15 protein-coding genes are annotated in these 17,723 nt (G+C 56.2%); 7 read left to right on the top strand and 8 right to left on the bottom strand.

Going from position 1 to position 17,723, the window contains the following annotated elements:
• Window positions 1-9: 9 nt before the first annotated feature.
• The 6 genes from PTW35_RS17600 (at window position 10) to PTW35_RS17575 (ending at window position 6,101) form a co-directional block, all read left to right on the top strand.
• Complete coding sequence (locus PTW35_RS17600; protein WP_044622197.1) at window positions 10-432, top strand: F0F1 ATP synthase subunit epsilon; 423 nt, start codon at window positions 10-12, stop codon at window positions 430-432.
• A 182-nt stretch (window positions 433-614) separates the two neighbouring features.
• Complete coding sequence (gene glmU / locus PTW35_RS17595) at window positions 615-1,973, top strand: bifunctional UDP-N-acetylglucosamine diphosphorylase/glucosamine-1-phosphate N-acetyltransferase GlmU (RefSeq protein WP_039468222.1); 1,359 nt, start codon at window positions 615-617, stop codon at window positions 1,971-1,973.
• A gap of 190 nt (window positions 1,974-2,163) precedes the next feature.
• A complete protein-coding gene (locus PTW35_RS17590) occupies window positions 2,164-2,931 on the top strand; it encodes a DeoR family transcriptional regulator (protein WP_281026022.1) in 768 nt (255 codons plus the stop codon).
• Window positions 2,932-2,950: 19 nt separating this feature from the next.
• Window positions 2,951-4,783, top strand: coding sequence for a glutamine--fructose-6-phosphate transaminase (isomerizing) (gene glmS / locus PTW35_RS17585; protein ID WP_281026021.1), 1,833 nt, complete (start codon window positions 2,951-2,953; stop codon window positions 4,781-4,783).
• A gap of 311 nt (window positions 4,784-5,094) precedes the next feature.
• Entirely contained in the window at window positions 5,095-5,475 is a 381-nt protein-coding gene (locus PTW35_RS17580; RefSeq protein ID WP_039468230.1) for a helix-turn-helix transcriptional regulator, read from the top strand.
• 230 nt (window positions 5,476-5,705) lie between these two features.
• Window positions 5,706-6,101, top strand: coding sequence for a helix-turn-helix transcriptional regulator (locus PTW35_RS17575; RefSeq protein ID WP_281026020.1), 396 nt, complete (start codon window positions 5,706-5,708; stop codon window positions 6,099-6,101).
• A gap of 27 nt (window positions 6,102-6,128) precedes the next feature.
• Here PTW35_RS17575 and ilvA read toward each other — a convergent pair whose 3' ends face one another.
• The 5 genes from ilvA to ilvG form a co-directional block, all read right to left on the bottom strand.
• Complete coding sequence (ilvA, locus tag PTW35_RS17570) at window positions 6,129-7,682, bottom strand: threonine ammonia-lyase, biosynthetic (RefSeq protein ID WP_281027553.1); 1,554 nt, start codon at window positions 7,680-7,682, stop codon at window positions 6,129-6,131.
• Between the two features lie 6 nt (window positions 7,683-7,688).
• A complete protein-coding gene (ilvD, locus tag PTW35_RS17565; RefSeq protein ID WP_281026019.1) occupies window positions 7,689-9,530 on the bottom strand; it encodes a dihydroxy-acid dehydratase in 1,842 nt (613 codons plus the stop codon).
• A gap of 66 nt (window positions 9,531-9,596) precedes the next feature.
• On the bottom strand, window positions 9,597-10,532 hold the full coding sequence (ilvE, locus tag PTW35_RS17560) for a branched-chain-amino-acid transaminase (RefSeq protein ID WP_044622194.1): 936 nt from the start codon (window positions 10,530-10,532) through the stop codon (window positions 9,597-9,599).
• Window positions 10,533-10,552: 20 nt separating this feature from the next.
• Entirely contained in the window at window positions 10,553-10,801 is a 249-nt protein-coding gene (gene ilvM, locus PTW35_RS17555; protein WP_039468244.1) for an acetolactate synthase 2 small subunit, read from the bottom strand.
• Window positions 10,801-12,447 carry an acetolactate synthase 2 catalytic subunit gene (gene ilvG, locus PTW35_RS17550; protein ID WP_281026018.1) on the bottom strand — a complete coding sequence of 549 codons (1,647 nt, stop codon included), beginning with the start codon at window positions 12,445-12,447 and terminating at the stop codon, window positions 10,801-10,803. The genes ilvM and ilvG overlap by 1 nt, the downstream gene beginning before the upstream one ends.
• Before the next feature lie 406 nt (window positions 12,448-12,853).
• Between ilvG and PTW35_RS17545 the strand changes: the two genes are divergently transcribed.
• Window positions 12,854-14,383 (top strand): YifB family Mg chelatase-like AAA ATPase, encoded by a 1,530-nt coding sequence (locus PTW35_RS17545; RefSeq protein WP_281026017.1) that lies wholly within the window; start codon window positions 12,854-12,856, stop codon window positions 14,381-14,383.
• A 69-nt stretch (window positions 14,384-14,452) separates the two neighbouring features.
• On the opposite strand, the gene PTW35_RS17540 is transcribed toward PTW35_RS17545, so the two are convergent.
• The 3 genes from PTW35_RS17540 to ccoG all read right to left on the bottom strand — a co-directional run bounded on the left by PTW35_RS17540 (window position 14,453) and on the right by ccoG (window position 17,648).
• Entirely contained in the window at window positions 14,453-15,055 is a 603-nt protein-coding gene (locus PTW35_RS17540; protein WP_281026016.1) for a thiol:disulfide interchange protein DsbA/DsbL, read from the bottom strand.
• 72 nt (window positions 15,056-15,127) lie between these two features.
• Window positions 15,128-16,117, bottom strand: a complete 990-nt coding sequence (locus tag PTW35_RS17535; protein WP_281026015.1) for a serine/threonine protein kinase — start codon at window positions 16,115-16,117, stop codon at window positions 15,128-15,130.
• Window positions 16,118-16,223: 106 nt separating this feature from the next.
• The gene (gene ccoG, locus PTW35_RS17530; RefSeq protein ID WP_281026014.1) at window positions 16,224-17,648 is read right to left on the bottom strand and encodes a cytochrome c oxidase accessory protein CcoG; all 1,425 of its coding nucleotides are present in this window, start codon (window positions 17,646-17,648) and stop codon (window positions 16,224-16,226) included.
• Window positions 17,649-17,723 lie beyond the last annotated feature (75 nt).

The raw sequence follows: 17,723 nt of genomic DNA, 5'->3' as shown, positions 1-17,723 counted from the left end.
GGAGGCGACATGGCAGCGATAACCTTCCATCTGGATGTAGTAAGTGCAGAGAAACGTCTGTTTTCTGGCCGCGCTGAAAACATCCAGGTGACCGGTAGCGAAGGTGAACTGGGTATTCACGCAGGTCACACCCCGCTGCTGACCGCTATCACGCCGGGTATGGTCCGTATTACCAAACAGCATGGCCAAGAAGAGGTGATTTACCTTTCTGGCGGCATGCTGGAGGTTCAGCCGGGCACGGTTACCGTGTTGGCTGACACCGCTATCCGTGGTGAAGATCTGGACGCAGCGAAAGCGGCAGAAGCGAAACGTCAGGCTGAGGAGCGTATCCACAACCAGCATGGCGATATCGACTTCGCACAGGCAGCCAGCGATTTGGCGAAGGCCATTGCTCAGCTTCGAGTTATCGAGCTGACCAAGAAAGCCCGCTAACATCAGCAAGGCACAAAAAAGCGACCCTCGGGTCGCTTTTTTTATGCCTGGCGCTTGGAGGTGGCGTTTTCATAGTGGGTTATTACTCGTAAAAAAATATCTATTTTTCCTGCCTCCCCTGACATTGGCATTATACAATGGCGTTAGGTTACTTATTTGATATGCACCAAGAGGATTAATTCATGAGCTTCAGTGCTGTGATTCTCGCCGCGGGAAAGGGAACCCGCATGTACTCCAACCTGCCTAAAGTACTGCATACCTTGGCAGGTAAGCCGATGGCCAAGCACGTTATCGATACCTGCGCCGGCCTTGGCGCCAACAATATCCACCTGGTCTACGGCCACGGTGGCGATCAGATGCAGGCCGCCTTGAGCGAAGAGCCGGTTAACTGGGTACTGCAGGCCGAGCAGTTGGGTACCGGCCATGCGGTCAACCAGGCTTGCCCTGATCTGGCGGAAGACGAGAAGGTGCTTATTCTGTACGGTGACGTACCGCTTATCAGCAGCGAGACGTTGGAGAACTTGCTTGATGCCCAGCCTGACGGCGGTATTGCCCTATTGACCGTCGTGCTTGATGACCCGACGGGCTACGGCCGCATCGTGCGCCGCAATGGCCCTGTAGTGGCGATTGTCGAGCAGAAAGATGCCTCGGAAGAGCAAAAGCTGATCAAGGAAATCAATACCGGGGTGATGGTGGCCAATGGCGGTGACCTGAAGCGCTGGCTGTCAGCACTCAAGAATGATAATGCACAGGGCGAATATTACCTGACCGATATTATCGAGATCGCCCACAACGAGGGCCGGGCAGTTGAAGCGGTCCACCCGGTGCGTGCCATCGAGGTCGAAGGGGTCAATAACCGTGTTCAGTTGGCCAAGCTTGAGCGTGCTTTCCAGAGTATGCAGGCAGAGCGTCTGCTGGAGCAAGGTGTCATGCTGCGTGATCCTGCCCGCTTTGACCTGCGCGGTGAGCTGCAGTGCGGGACCGATGTGGAAATTGATGCCAATGTGATTATCGAAGGCAGTGTATCGCTGGGCAATAATGTAGTGATCGGTGCCGGTTCTATCCTCAAGGACTGCGAGATTGATGACAACACGGTGATCCGCCCATATAGCGTCATTGAAGGTGCGACGGTGGGTGAAGACTGTACGGTGGGTCCGTTTACCCGTCTGCGTCCGGGCGCCGAGCTGGTGGGTGACTCGCACGTGGGTAACTTTGTCGAGATGAAAAAAGCGCGCTTGGGCCAGGGCTCCAAGGCCAATCACCTGACCTACCTTGGCGATGCCGAGATCGGCGATCGGGTGAACATCGGTGCCGGCACCATTACCTGCAACTATGACGGTGCCAACAAATTCAAGACCGAGATTGCCGATGATGTCTTCGTCGGCTCGGATACTCAGTTGATTGCCCCGGTCAAGGTTGGCAAAGGCGCGACCATCGGTGCCGGTGCGACCATCAACCGCAATGTGGGGGAAGGCGAGCTGGTGATCACCCGTGCTCCTGCCCGTACCGTCAAAGGCTGGAAGCGTCCAGAGAAGAAGTAATTCTGGTCAAGCTCCGATTATCCAAAGGCAAGGCTAGGTCCTTGCCTTTTTCATGCCTGCAGCCAATATTGCCAGGCTTCTATCCGTCTTCTTTCGAATAAAAAATTAATTGCACATGGTTGATCAAAAAAGTTTTGATCTGCTAGTATTTCTTTCAATTCGAAACTTATAGCTATCGGTTCGTAATTTCATGTCTAAGCGTAATACCCAGCAGCGCCGCCATGCCATTCTCTCTAAGGTCAATGAGCAGGGCGAAGTAAGTGTCGATACATTGGCAAAACACTTTGCCACATCAGAGGTGACGGTCCGTAAGGATCTCGCTGAGCTCGAGAAGAATGGCCTGCTCCTGCGCCGCTACGGTGGTGCTGTGTCGATGCCGACCGAAATGGTCAGTGAGCCGGAAGAACAAGTTTCGGTTCGTAAGTTGGCCATTGCCAAGGCGGCAGCGGCTCGGATCCGCGACCATAACCGGATCATCATCGATAGCGGCAGTACCACTGCCAGCCTGATCAGCCTGCTCAATGACAAGCATGGCCTGGTGGTGATGACCAACTCGCTCAATGTGGCCAATGCGCTGAACAGCCTGGAGAACGAGCCGACCCTGCTGATGACGGGCGGGACCTGGGACCCGCATTCCGAGGCGTTCCAGGGACAGGTTGCAGAATCGGTACTACGCTCGTATGACTTTGACCAGTTGTTTATCGGGGCCGATGGCATAGACACGGCACGGGGAACGACGACCTTTAACGAGCTGGTGGGATTGAGCCGGGTGATGGCCGAGGTGTCGCGGGAAGTGGTGGTGATGGTCGAATCCAGCAAGGTCGGCCGCAAGATCCCTAACCTTGAGCTGCCATGGGCGAGCATCAGCACCCTGATCACCGATGACGGCTTGGACATGGAAGCCAAACAACAGATTGAACAGCATGGCGTGCAGGTTGTCTGCGCGGCAGCGGAATAAAATTTAGGAGCAAGAAACTATGTGTGGGATTGTTGGTGCGGTAGCACAGCGTGATGTAGCGGAAATTCTGGTCGAAGGGCTACGCCGCCTTGAGTACCGCGGTTATGACTCAGCCGGTGTCGCGATTGTCGATGGCGAGTCTAACCTGACCCGCGTCCGCCGTCTGGGTAAAGTCCAGGAGCTGGCTGATGCCGTTGACGAAGCCCATGTGGTTGGTGGTACCGGTATCGCACATACCCGCTGGGCAACCCACGGCGAGCCGTCGGAGGTTAATGCTCACCCACACATGTCTGGTGATATTGCCGTGGTTCACAACGGTATTATCGAGAACCACGAAGAGCTGCGTGAGCTACTGCAATCACGTGGTTACGTATTCGAATCGCAAACCGACACCGAAGTGATTGCTCACATGGTGGAGTGGGAACTGCGCACCTCGGATACCCTGCTAGAAGCAGTGCAGAAAACCGCGAAGCAATTGACTGGGGCCTACGGTACGGTTGCCCTGGATCGCAAGGACCCGTCTCGGATTGTGGTCGCGCGCTCTGGTAGCCCGATTGTTATCGGCTTCGGTGTTGGTGAGAACTTCCTCGCTTCCGACCAGCTTGCCCTGCTCAACGTTACCCGCCGTTTCATGTACCTGGAAGAAGGTGATGTGGCAGAAATAACCCGCCGCGAGGTAACGGTGTATGACGCCTCGGGTGAGCGTGTCGAGCGTGAAATCGCTGAATCCAATGCCGAGCACGATGCCGGTGACAAAGGCCAGTACCGCCACTTCATGCAAAAAGAGATCTATGAGCAGCCGACGGCACTCATCAACACCATGGAAGGACGTATCACCGCCGACTCTGTCGTTACTGAAGCGATCGGTGTGAACGCGGCAGACATCCTGAGCAAGGTAGAGCACGTACAGATTGTGGCCTGTGGCACGTCTTACAATGCCGGTATGACTGCGCGCTACTGGTTTGAAGACATCGCTGGTGTCAGTTGTGATGTGGAAATTGCGTCTGAATTCCGTTACCGCAAGTTTGTTACCCGCCCGAACAGCTTGCTGATCACCTTGTCTCAGTCCGGTGAAACCGCAGATACCCTGGCAGCGCTTCGCCTGGCCAAGGAAAAAGGGTATATGGCGGCCATGACAATCTGTAACGTGGCAGGCTCTTCGCTAGTCCGCGAATCGGATTTTGCCTTCATGACTCGTGCGGGAGTGGAAATTGGTGTGGCGTCAACCAAAGCGTTTACTACACAGCTTTCGGCGCTGCTGATGCTGGTGACGGCGCTGGGTAAGCAGCAAAACCGCATTAGCAAAGAGAAAGAAAAAGAAATCGTTGAAGCGCTGCATGCCCTACCGCAGCAAATCAATGCCGCACTGTCTTTCGAAAAAGAAATCGAAGAGTTGGCCACTGACTTTGCCGACAAGCACCATACCCTCTTCCTGGGCCGCGGTGAGTTCTACCCGATCGCGATGGAAGCCTCGCTGAAGCTCAAGGAGATCTCCTACATCCACGCCGAAGCCTATGCGGCGGGAGAATTGAAGCACGGTCCGCTGGCCCTGATCGATGCCGATATGCCAGTGGTGGTGGTCGCGCCAAGCAACGAACTGCTGGAGAAGCTGAAATCAAACGTGGAAGAAGTCCGTGCTCGTGGAGGCCTGCTGTATGTCTTCGCCGACGCGGATGCGGGCTTTGAGGCCGATGAAACCATGAAGATCATCACCATGCCGCATGTCAGCGAAATCACTGCCGCGATTTACTACACCATTCCGATGCAGCTGTTGTCTTACTATGTGGCACTGATCAAAGGGACCGATGTGGATCAGCCGCGTAACCTGGCCAAGGCGGTTACTGTCGAATAAAAATCAGCCTGTTAGCTATCAGCGAACAGCTTGTCTCAAAAGTGAGAAAAGGCATCCTTGCGGATGCCTTTTTTATTGGGGCCGGGTGTGAGCGTCTACTATCTAGACAGGGATGATTGATTTTTTTGCGTTTTAGGAAAATCAGGCAGCTTGGTCATCTTTTGCAAACCAAATTACAACAACGGTGAGGGAGCTTGTTTTTAACTTGTTGTTATTTAATGGTTTGCTGGGTTTTTCTCAAGTTGGCTTATGTTGTGCAGTCCAGTAATGAAAGCTAGGCATTATTCATTGTGTTGTATTGGAGGTGTGACATGACAGATCCGAAAGCCCAAATCGCAGCCCGCATCAAAGAAGCCAGGGAATGGAAAGGCCTGACCCAGGTGCACATGGCCCAGCAACTCAAGGTGGCGCGTCAGACCTATCTGGATTTGGAAACGGGTAAAACCGAACCCAAGGTGAGAATGCTGTCGGAAATCTCGGAGATCACCGAGCGGCCGTTGACCTGGTTCGTGTACGGTGATGAAGGCATTGAAATCTTGGAGAGTGAATATAAAGAGGAGATTGATCGCCTGCTGCAGTATTTTAGCCGCCTGCCTCACTCGGCCAGGAACGTTATCTTGCAGCAAAGCATTAACTTGGCTGGATTTATGGCGGAGTACACCCGAGCCCTGACCCAGCGGGACAAGTCGTAAAACTGGTCAGATCTGTGTCAGGCTATGCTGACACAATTATTTGCATGGTGTCTTGATAGCTGGTCATTGCGGGGAGAGGGTCACAAATTATAAACATCGCTGATGTGTAAATCTTTGTTCCTAATGAATAATTAAAATATGAATGACATTATACTCATTAAGGAATTGAGATACTCCTCCCAGGCGCTGCGGGTATTGGCTGTGGATGGAGGGGTATCGTTGAGGAAGCTATGGAACAGGTAAAAACATGGATTGCACAGAGGATCAAGGATGCACGGGAGTGGAAAGGGATCTCCCAAGTCGCAATGGCAAAGCATCTCGATGTTGCCAGGCAAACGTATCTTGATCTTGAGTCGGGAAAAACGGAGCCGAGGATTTCCACTCTGGTGAAGATCGCGGAATTAACCGGACAGCCCCTGGGCTGGTTCGTGTTTGATATCCAGCGTCCGGAAATGCAGCAAGAGCAGCTCAAGGCCGAGCTGATCCAGCTGTCGGCACTCTATGAACAGTTAGCCGAGCCTCTGCGGAGCCAAATGCTGGCTTGCCACATCAATCAGCTGAAAGTGGTTCTCGAGCACCTCGATGGGGATAGAGAAAACAAAGCAGCCTCCGAGGCTGCCTTGTAATATTGATGGTTGCCGGATTGGCCCTCATTATTGGGCCAGAAAGAACTGGTATGCCGGGTTGTCTGTTTCATCCTTCCAGCTATAGCCGAGTTCACGGAGGTGGCTGGTGAAGGACAGCAAGTCCTGCTCTTCCAGCTCGAAGCCGCACAGCACCCGGCCATAATCCGCGCCATGATTACGGTAATTGAACAGGCTGATATTCCAGTGGGTGCCCAGGGTGTTGAGGAACTTGAGCAGGGCACCGGGGTATTCCGGAAACTCGAAGCTGTACAGCCTTTCTTTCAATGGCTTGGATGGACGGCCGCCAATCATATAGCGGACATGAACCTTGGCCATTTCGTCATCGGACAAATCCACTACCGGGTAGCCGCCTTTGCGCAGATCGGCAATGATGCTGTCGAGCTCTTCCTGGCCCTGCAGCAAACGTACCCCGACAAACACATTGGCTAAGCTATCGTTGTTATAGCGGTAGTTAAACTCGGTGACGGCGCGACCGCCGAGGATATGGCAGAAATCGAGGAATGCCCCCGGGCGTTCCGGGATGGTCACGGCCAGCAGCCCTTCGCGTTTTTCCCCTAGCTCGCAGCGCTCCGAGACATAGCGTAGGCCATGGAAGTTGAGGTTAGCCCCTGACAGCACGGCGGCAAGTTGTTTGTCCTTGAGCTGGTGGCGCTCGGCAAATTTCTTGAGCCCGGCCAGTGATAGCGCCCCGGATGGTTCGGCGATTGCCCGGGTATCTTCGAAAATATCTTTCACCGCCGAGCAGATCTCGTCGCTACTGACCGTGATGGAGTCGTCGAGGTACTGCTGGCACAGGCGGAAGGTCTCTTCACCGATGCGTTTGACCGCCACGCCATCAGCAAACATACCTACCTGATCCAAGGTCACCGGCTCGCCGGCATCCAGTGCGGCACGCAGGCAGGCCGAATCCTCGGCCTCAACCCCGATCACCTTGATCTGCGGCATCAGCTGCTTGATCAGGACCGCGACCCCGGCAGCGAGCCCACCGCCGCCGACTGGGACAAAAATGTAGTCGAGGTGGCCATTTTGCTGGACCAGCTCAACGCCAATCGTCCCTTGCCCGGCGATCACGGCGGGGTGATCGAAAGGCGGGATGAAGGTATAGCCGTGCTGGCCCGCCAGCATCTCGGCGTGGGCCTTGGCTTCGTCAAAGTTGCCGCCATGCAGCACGACCTTGCCGCCGAATCCCCGTACGGCATCGACTTTGATATCTGGGGTGGTCCGTGGCATGACAATCGTTGCCTTTACCCCGAGGTGCTTGCCCGACATGGCCAGGCCTTGGGCATGGTTACCTGCCGAAGCGGCGATCACGCCGGCTTGGCGCTGGGCCTCGGTCAGCTGGGCCATCATATTATAGGCGCCGCGTAGCTTGAATGAGTGGACCGGCTGGCGGTCCTCCCGTTTTAGCTGAACCTGGTTGCCGATGCGGCTGCCAAGGCGGGTCATGCACTGCAGCGGCGTGACCTGAGCGACTTCATATACCGGAGCCCGCAGGATATCCCGCAGGTAGTCTGCCCCGCTGGGCAGCTCGGCCTCGTGGGCCTGAGTGACTTCGCTCATCATAGATTACCCTTCCAGCTTCGACTTATCGCGCACCGCACCCTTATCGGCGCTGGTAGCAAGGTTGGCGTAGGCGCGCAGGGCAAAGGACACTTCGCGCTGACGATCCACTGGCTTCCAGCCGCGTTGCTCGGCTTGCTCACGGCGGCTGGCGAGCGTTGCTTCGTCGACCTGCAGCTCGATACTGCGGTTGGGGATATCGATGGCAATGGTGTCGCCGTCCTGGATCAGGCCGATAGTACCGCCGTTGGCGGCTTCCGGCGAGACGTGGCCAATCGACAGGCCGCTGGTACCGCCGGAGAAACGGCCGTCGGTGATCAGCGCGCACTCTTTGCCCAGCCCCATGGATTTGAGGTAAGTGGTTGGGTAGAGCATTTCCTGCATGCCCGGACCACCTTTCGGGCCTTCGTAGCGGATCACCACCACATCGCCGGCTTTGACCTTGCCACCCAGGATCCCCTCAACCGCGGTTTCCTGGCTTTCGAACACAATTGCCGGGCCGGTGAAGGTCAGGCAGCTCTCGTCTACCCCGGCGGTCTTCACGATGCAGCCATCGAGAGCCATGTTGCCGGACAATACTGCCAGGCCGCCGTCTTGGCTGAAGGCGTGCTCTTTGCTGCGGATACAGCCGTTTTCACGGTCATCATCCAGGGTATCCCAGCGGCAATCTTGCGAGAATGCCTGGGTGGTGCGGATCCCGGCTGGGCCGGCACGGTAGAAGTCCTTCACCGCCTGTGACTCGGTTTGCATCACATCGTAGTGCTTGAATGACTCTGCAAAGCTTTGGCCAAGCACATTCTGGCAGCTGCTGTGGAACAGGCCGGCACGGTCCAGCTCGGCCAGGATGCCGTAAACCCCACCCGCTCGGTGGACATCTTCCATGTGGTATTTCTGGGTTGATGGTGCCACCTTACACAGGTGCGGGACCTGGCGTGACATGCGGTCGATGTCTTCCATGGTGAAGTCGACCTCACCTTCCTGCGCCGCAGCGAGCAAGTGAAGGACGGTGTTGGTTGAGCCGCCCATGGCAATATCGAGGGCCATGGCGTTTTCGAACGCTTGCTTGGTCGCGATGTTGCGCGGCAGGGCGCTAGCATCATCCTGCTCGTAGTAGCGCTTGGTCAGCTCGACAATTCGCTTGCCGGCATTGATAAACAGCTGCTCGCGGTCGGCGTGGGTCGCCAGCATCGAGCCGTTGCCAGGCTGGCTCAGGCCTAGTGCTTCGGTCAGGCAGTTCATCGAGTTGGCGGTAAACATACCCGAGCACGAGCCGCATGTCGGGCACGCCGAGCGTTCGATCTGCTCGCTCTGCTCGTCGGAGACGTTAGGATCGGCGCCCTGGATCATGGCATCAACCAGATCCAGCTTGAGGATCTGATCCGACAGCTTGGTCTTGCCGGCTTCCATTGGGCCGCCGGAAACAAAGATCACCGGGATATTGAGGCGCAGCGAGGCCATCAGCATCCCCGGGGTGATCTTGTCGCAGTTGGAGATACACACCATGGCGTCGGCACAGTGGGCGTTGACCATGTATTCGACCGAGTCGGCGATCAGCTCGCGTGACGGCAGGGAGTAGAGCATGCCACCGTGGCCCATGGCGATACCATCATCAACGGCAATGGTATTGAATTCTTTGGCGATACCGCCCGCCGCTTCAATTTCCTTCGCGACTAACTGGCCGAGATCCTTGAGGTGGACATGGCCCGGAACAAATTGGGTGAACGAGTTTACCACCGCAATAATTGGCTTGCCGAAATCTTCATCTTTCACGCCGGTGGCGCGCCATAGGGCACGGGCACCAGCCATATTACGGCCGTGGGTGGTAGTGGCGGAGCGGTACTTGGGCATAACGAAAAATCCTTTTGCTGTATTGCTTGGCCGGTGTGTTGGGCACACCGGCCGCGGTGTCAGTGTTTACTTGTCGGCAGGGTAAACGTAGTCAAGCCAACCCCATTTGTCCTCAGTCTCGCCATTGAACAAGCCGAAGTAGGCTTGCTGGAGAGCTTTGGTCACTGGGCCGCGTTTACCTTCTCCGACGGTGATCTGGTCGACGCTGCGAACCGGCACGATTTCGGCTGCTGTACCCGTCATGAAGATCTCATCGGCAAGGTACAGGGCTTCGCGGGCAATGTTCTCTTCGCGTACTTCATAACCGCGCTCTTTGGCCAGCGTCATGATGGTGTCACGGGTGATCCCCGGTAAGATGGCGCTGGTGGTGGGTGGGGTCGACAGGATGCCGTTGCGGACCACAAACAGGTTCTCGCCTGCCCCCTCCGACAGGTAACCGTCAACGCTCAGGGCAATTCCCTCGGCATAGCCGTGGCGGCGGGCTTCGCCGCCGACCAGCAGCGATGACAGGTAGTTACCGCCAGCCTTGGCGGCGGTCGGGATGGTATTCGGCGCGGCGCGGTGCCAGCTGGAGATCATGGCATCGACCCCGTTTTCCAGCGCTTCCTCGCCTAGGTAGGAGCCCCACGGAAAAGCGGCAACCATCACGTCCATTTCGGTGCCAACTGGCGGGCAGACGCCCAGGCCAACATTGCCGACATAGCCTAGCGGGCGGATATACGCCGATTCCAGCTGGTTGACCCGCAAGGTCTCGCGGCAGATCTCCATCAGCTCTTCCGAGCTGTACGGGATCGGGAAGCGGTAGATTTTGGCTGAATTCTTCAGACGATCCATGTGTTCTTTGTGGCGGAAGACCGCCGGGCCTTTCGGGGTGTTGTAGCAGCGGATACCTTCGAAGACCGAGGTACCGTAGTGCATGGCATGGGTTAGCACGTGCACCTTGGCATCGCCCCAAGGCACCATTTCACCGTTGAACCAAATAAAATCCGCTGTGTTGGCCATGTTTGTTCCTTCCTTAAAATCTAATCTCGGTTTGCTACGAGTGTGGTTTCGACGGTACGAATATCCCAGAGTTTTTCGATTTGGTTGATCAGCGTCGTTATCGGGCGGTCGCTGTCGACAAGGATTTCGATACTGGCGATTTTGCTTTCATGGTTTTGGGTTGCGTTCACTTGTTTTATCACAAAACCACGGTGACGGATCACGCGCAAGATACGCTCTAATAATACTGGCTTATCATCCGCTTTGATGTCGAGTAAATATCTGTCCATTAAGTGTTCTCCAGCATATCTTGATTTGCCGCGCCAGGTGGTACGAGGGGCCATACATTGTCTTCTTCCGAGATCAATACATGGAGTAAGTAAGCCGTATCGCTCGCCAACATTTCTTTCAGTGCCGGTTCCACCTCCTCCTTGCGGGTGATGGTTTTACCCGGAATATCGAAGGCTTTGGCCAGCATCACGAAATCCGGGTTGTCATCGAGAATGGTTTCGCTATGGCGGCCATCGAAGAACAAAGACTGCCACTGGCGTACCATGCCCAGGCGTTGGTTGTTGATCAGTACCATCTTGACCGGGATCTGGCGGCGCTTGAGGGTACCTAGCTCCTGGATGTTCATCATGAACGAGCCGTCACCGGTGATCAGGATGGACTCGTCATTCGGGCGGGCGACCTTGGCCCCCATCGCCGCCGGCAGGCCAAAGCCCATGGTGCCAAGGCCAGCTGAGGTGATGTAGTTCTGCGGCTCGCGCGGCTGGATGTGCTGTGCCGCCCACATCTGGTGCTGGCCGACATCGGTCGAGACGATGGTAGAGTCCGGCATCATATCGGATAGCTGTTTCATCAGCAGTGGCGCATAGATCAAGTCGCCCGGGTGGTCATAGCGCCACTTGTTCTGTTGGCGCAGGCTGTCAGTGTAGTCGACCCAGTCGCTGATGTTCTGGCTTAGCTCCAGTTGCGGCAGGATGACGTTGATATCTCCGCGCAGCGGCGCATGGGCATGACGTAGCTTGTTGAACTCGGCGGCATCAATATCGATATGGATCACCTTGGCATGTGGCGCGAAGGTGTCTAGCTTGCCGGTTACTCGGTCATCGAAACGGGCACCGATCACGATCAGCAGGTCACATTCCTGCACCACCAGATTGGCGGTCTTGGTGCCATGCATGCCTAGCATTCCCAAATAGTGCGGGTTGTGGCGTTCGATGGTGCCTAGTCCCTTGAGGGTACTGACTGCCGGCATCGGGTTCATGGCGAGGAAGGTTCTGACGGTCTCGGTCGCATGGGCGAGTTGGACCCCGCCACCGACATACAACACTGGGCGCTGGCTAGCTGATAATACGTGTTGGGCGGCAGCAATTTGCTCGCTGGAAACGACAGGGATCGCAGGGGGAGTGATGGGAGTCAGATCCCCTTCCGGTGCCAGGGCCAGCTGGACATCTTTGGCGATATCGACCACCACTGGGCCAGGGCGGCCGGTCTTGGCCACTTCGAAAGCCTCGGCAAGCGTTGGGATCAGTTCGTTGATATCGGTCACCAGGTAGCTGTGCTTGGCACAGGCCAGTGACATGCCGATCACGTCCATTTCCTGGAAAGCATCGGTACCGATGTGTGAACTGGCTACCTGCCCAGTGATAGCCACGATAGGCACTGAATCGAGAAAGGCGTCAGCCAGTCCTGTCATCAGGTTGGTGGCGCCCGGGCCGGATGTCGCCATGCAAACGGCAACATCCTGGGTGGCTCTTGCCATGCCGATCGCGGCCATGGCAGCCCCTTGTTCGTGGCGGCATAGGATATGCTCGACCCCACCGTCATAAAGGGCATCATAGATAGGCATGATGGCACCACCCGGGTAGCCAAATACCGTTTTTATCCCCTGCTTCTGCAGCGCCTTTACGACTAACTCTGCTCCCGTCATCGCTGCTCTCCCCTGTTCCTTGTCGGTGACGTGCTGATTGTTAATTCAGCGAAATTGATAAAATAGTCCAAAAAAAAGCCCCCTAGCCTGTTGGCTTAGGGGGCTTCTCTGCGTTTGTTGTGCTTGCTGCTAATTTACGCCTGCCCGACCCCCTCGTAGTGAAATAAGCACCACGATGACGTTGATAATGAGAAGGAGGGCGTTGGCCATAAATTGCATTGACTGTCTGTCCGATTTTTTATGTTAAGACGTTGTGTTGACCTAGTGGTAACACAGACATCGCTCGCATGACAAGAAAAAAATCAAAATTATTTTGCAATCCGGCTGCATAAATAGGCTATTGGTGAAACGTATTTGGTGAAAATGTTTAACTTTTTTGTTTGAAATAACAGCAGGATGACTATTGATGAACCTTGCCATTATCCATAGCCGTGCCAGTGTCGGGGTTCAGGCCCCAGCGGTCACTGTCGAGGTGCATATCAGTAATGGGATGCCCGCTTTTCAACTGGTCGGGTTGCCAGAGACCAGTGTCAAGGAAGCCAAGGACCGGGTGCGCAGTGCCATCGTCAATGCGGGGTTTGAGTTTCCGTCTCGGCGTATAACCGTCAACCTGGCGCCGGCCGATCTGCCCAAGGAAGGCGGTCGGTTTGACTTGCCAATTGCGCTTGGGATTCTGGCAGCTTCGGAACAAATCCCTGCCGATAAGCTGCAATATTTTGAATTTTTGGGGGAGTTGGCGCTTTCCGGTGAATTGCGTCCGGTCAAGGGGGCGCTGCCTGCGGCCTTGGCGGCCGGACAGGCCAAACGTTGCCTGGTGGTACCCGATGGCAATGGCGATCAGGTGGCGCTGGTGGGCAAAGAGCGGCATAAATCAGCTCAGAGCCTGTTGGCGGTCTGCACCTATTTACATGGCGAGGGCGAACTGCTGCTGGTGCAGTCTGAAGCTGCGGACCTGGGGGAGTCCCCCGCGCCGGTTCGTGACATGCAAGATATCATTGGCCAGCAGCAAGGCAAGCGGGCTTTGGAAATTGCCGCTGCCGGCGGCCATAACCTGCTATTTCTCGGCCCACCCGGTACCGGCAAGACCATGCTGGCGTCACGGCTGTGTGATTTGCTGCCGCCGATGTCCATTGAGGAGGCGATGGAAACTGCCGCCGTTGCCTCGCTGACCCAGCAGCATATCCACGAGGGCAATTGGCGCCAGCGCCCTTTCCGCACCCCCCACCATTCCAGCTCGATGGCGGCGTTAGTCGGCGGGGGCTCGGTCCCCCGCCCCGGTGAAATCTCCCTGGCCCACAACGGTATCCTGTTCCTGGACGAAATGCCGGAATTCGAGCGCAAGGTGTTGGACTCGCTGCGCGAGCCTCTGGAGTCTGGCGAGATCGTGATCTCCCGTGCGACCAGCAAGACCACTTTCCCTGCCCGGTTCCAGCTTATCGGTGCCCTGAACCCCAGCCCGACCGGCTTTTACGAGGGCAACCAGTCGCGTACCAATCCGCAAGCCATACTGCGCTACCTTAGCCGCTTGTCGGGTCCGCTCCTTGATCGCTTTGATATGTCGATTGAGATCCCGGCCCTGCCGCGCGGGACACTGGCGGATGGTGGCGATCGGGGCGAGCCCAGTGCGGTTATTCGTGAGCGGGTGTTGGGCGCGCGCAACGCCATGGTCCATCGCAGCGGACGGGTCAATGCCCTGCTGGGAACGCGGGAGCTGGACACGTTCTGCAAGCTCGGCAGGCAAGATGCGGAATTTCTCGAAACCGCCTTGCATCAGCTCGGCCTGTCGATCCGGGCTTATCACCGGATCATCAAAGTGGCGAGGACGATTGCCGACCTGGCCGGCTGTGAAGCTATCGAGCGGCGACATCTTGCCGAGGCGCTAGGATACCGGGCAATGGATAGGCTACTGCGCCAGCTGACGGCGCAGGCAATATAGCGTGCCACCGCCGTGTATGGGGGGAAACAAAAAAGGCCCGCAGGCCTTTTTTGTCGGTGCCGGGCGGGGTTATTTGGTCAGCAGGTAGTTCACCAACTCGAAGTACTCATCGATTGATTTGACCTTGCCGGCTTCAACCTGGTACTTGTTGTTGACGATAATCGCCGGTACGCCGGTCAGGCCGCTGTCTTGGAAGGCTTTGTTGAAGCGGTTCACCATTGAGTTCACGGCAAAGCTGTTGAAGGCGCCGTCGAAGTCTTCCGCGCTGACGCCTTCATCCAAGAAAATCTGGCGCAGCTCATTGTCGTTGCGTGGTGGCTTTTGCATGTCATGGACGCGGGCAAACAGCACCGGTGTCATTTTGTCTTCCACACCGAGTACTACGGAGGTGGCGTAGGCTTTGCTCATCGATTTACCCATAGCGCCGCCCATGAAAGAGACGTGGTTCTTCTGCAGCTTGGCATTGTCCGGCAGGTTTTTCTTCAGCTGCTGGATGATGGGCTCGAAGCTGTTGCAGTGTGGGCAATAGAACGAGAAGAATTCGGTCACCACAGGGCTGCTGGACTTTGGCAGATCCAATACCTTGTAGTAATCCCCCTCGGTAAACTTCGCCGCCTGGACTGACAGCGACAGCAGTGCCACGCTGGCAAAAGCAAGGATTTTCTTAAACATGAATCAAATTACTCCCTTAAATCAAAGGTCTGAAATAACGCCGTTATTTCTCCGGTGTCGTGATTAGTATTATTACCATTGTGGCATCAGTTGCAATGGCGGCTCGTGGAGGGCTGCTAGTTGCTCCTTGAATGCCAAGACCTGGCCTTCCCAATACTTGGCATCGGCAAACCAAGGGAACGCCTGCGGGAAAGCAGGATCTTCCCAGCGACGGGCCAGCCACGCCATGTAATGTACCATCCTAAGACCGCGCAAAGGCTCGATCAGTTGCAACTGTTTGTGATCGAAATCGGCAAACTCGCAATAGGCTTCCAGAATCGTATCGAGCTGGGCCAGCTGGTCATGGCGCTCGCCGTTGAGCAGCATCCACAGATCCTGCACCGCCGGGCCATTGCGTGCATCATCCAAGTCGACAAACAGCGGACCGTCACGCCACAGGATATTACCCGGGTGGCAGTCGCCATGCAGGCGGATTGATTGCCAGTCACAGTGCCACTGCTGCTCCAGCTCGCGGATCAGGGTATCGAGGTCGGCAAAAAAAGCATGCTTGAGGTGATCGGGGATCATGGCCGATTGCTCGAGGGCCTGGCGAGGCTGGTAGAGGTATTCCTCGAGGCCTATGGTCGGGCGATGCTGGAATGTCGCGCGCTGGCCTACCCGGTGGATCCGGCCCAAGAAGCGCCCGACCCATTCGAGCTGGTCAAAATTGTCGACTTCGAACTGGCGTCCGCCCATGCTTGGAAACAAGGCCAGGCGGTGGTGCTGAAAAGGATGCAGGGTACGGCCGGCGATGTTGATCGGGGCCGCCACGGGAATTTCTTGTTCGGCCAGCTCCAGCGTGAACTGATGCTCTTCGTCTATCTGTGCGTCGGTCCAGCGCTGGGGGCGATAGAATTTGGTGACATAGCGGGCACCGTCTTCGGCGACAAACTGGTAAACCCGGTTCTCGTAGCTGTTGAGTGGCAGCAAGCCGGATTCAGCCCGGATACCGATGCTGTCGAGGGCGTCCAGCAACAAGTCTGGGTTTAGGTCGGCAAAGTTGAAGCCGTGTTGTTGGGTCATCGTGACTTTCCACTAGGTACAGGTTGTACGCAATTATAACATCATAATAAGAAAGGGCCTTTTATAGCCCTTTCTTTACACTATTTTGCACTCTTCTGGCTGCGAACTAGCGCAGCTCGCCGATGAACCGGCTTTCGGTATGGATCTGGCTGCCGTCGCTCTCCCGGGTCAGGGTGAAGGTGATCTCGGCAATCTTGCCTTGCAACAGGTACGGGTCGACGCCGAGGCTGACCGGCAGGGTAAAGATTTCGCCTGCTTCGACGTTGATTTGCTGCGGGCCATACCACTCTATCTCCTCGATACCGCTCACCGACAACGTATAGCGGGTATCCTGCTGGGTTTTGTTGAGTACCTTGAGGGTATAGGTATTTTCCACCAGCCCTTGGTTGTTGACCCTAAACAACTGGCTGCGATCGCGGATCACATCCAGTCCCATCGGTTGTACCGAGGCTAGCAGGTAGAAGAACAGGCCGATCATCGCCACCATCACCCCGCCATAGCCGATCAGCTTGGGACGCATAACATGGGTACTATGGCCTTCCAGTTTATGCTCTGTGGTGTAGCTGATCAGGCGCTGGTCATAGCCCATGCGCGCCATGGTCTCATCACAGGCATCGACACAGGCACCGCAGTTGATGCATTCATATTGCAGGCCGTCACGGATATCGATACCGGTCGGGCAAACTTGCACGCACAGGTTGCAGTCGATGCAGTCGCCGAGGCCAAGGGCCTTGGGGTCTTTCTTGCGAGGTCTTGGGCCGCGTGCTTCGCCGCGGGCCTCGTCGTAGCCGACGATATAGGTGTCCTTATCGAACATCGCTGACTGGAAGCGGGCGTAGGGGCACATATGGATACAGACAATCGAGCGCATCCAACCGGCATTGGCATAGGTGCAGCCGGTAAAGAACAGTACCCAGAAGCCAGCCCAGAAACTGGTACCAAAAGTAAAGAAGTCGACCACCAGGGATTTGATCGGCAGGAAATAGCCGACAAAGGTCAGCCCGGTGGCTAGGGCCACGGCGAGCCAGGCAAGATGTTTGAGGACTTTACGGCCAATGAGCTTGGCCGTGGGCCTCATGCTGTCCTGCTTGCGGCGTTTGTTGGCGGGCCCTTCGAGTTTTTCCTCAAACCAGATATAGATGAAGGTCCACACGGTTTGCGGGCAGAAGTAGCCACACCAAACCCGGCCGAGGAACGTGGTGACGAAAAACAGGGCAAAGGCTGCAATCATGAACAGGGTAGCCAGCAAGGTCAGATCCTGTGGCCACAGGGTGGTGCCGAAAAAGTTGAACTGCTGCTGGCCGATATCGAGCAGGATGGCCTGGCGGTCGCCATAGGGGATCCAGGGCAGCCCCATAAACAGCAGCATCAGCAGCCAGCCCATGCGGCGGCGAAGCTGTTGGTATACCCCCTTGGCGGCCCGGACATAAATCCGGTTGCCGGGGTTGAAGCGGTCTGCTCCCCCTTTGTGGGTCTTCGGGTTGAAGGCCGGCGGAGTGACATCCTTTATCTTGATTTTCTCTTGGGTCATGACATTACTTTCCTTGGATGCTGCTTGTCGCGCAGCGCAGCCAGTACATTGCCGGCCAGTACGTTGTAATTGTAA

Source organism: Photobacterium sp. DA100 (assembly GCF_029223585.1).
Taxonomy (GTDB): Bacteria; Pseudomonadota; Gammaproteobacteria; order Enterobacterales; family Vibrionaceae; genus Photobacterium.
Note: the sequence above shows the minus strand (reverse complement) of the source record. Positions and strands in the feature narration are given on the sequence as shown.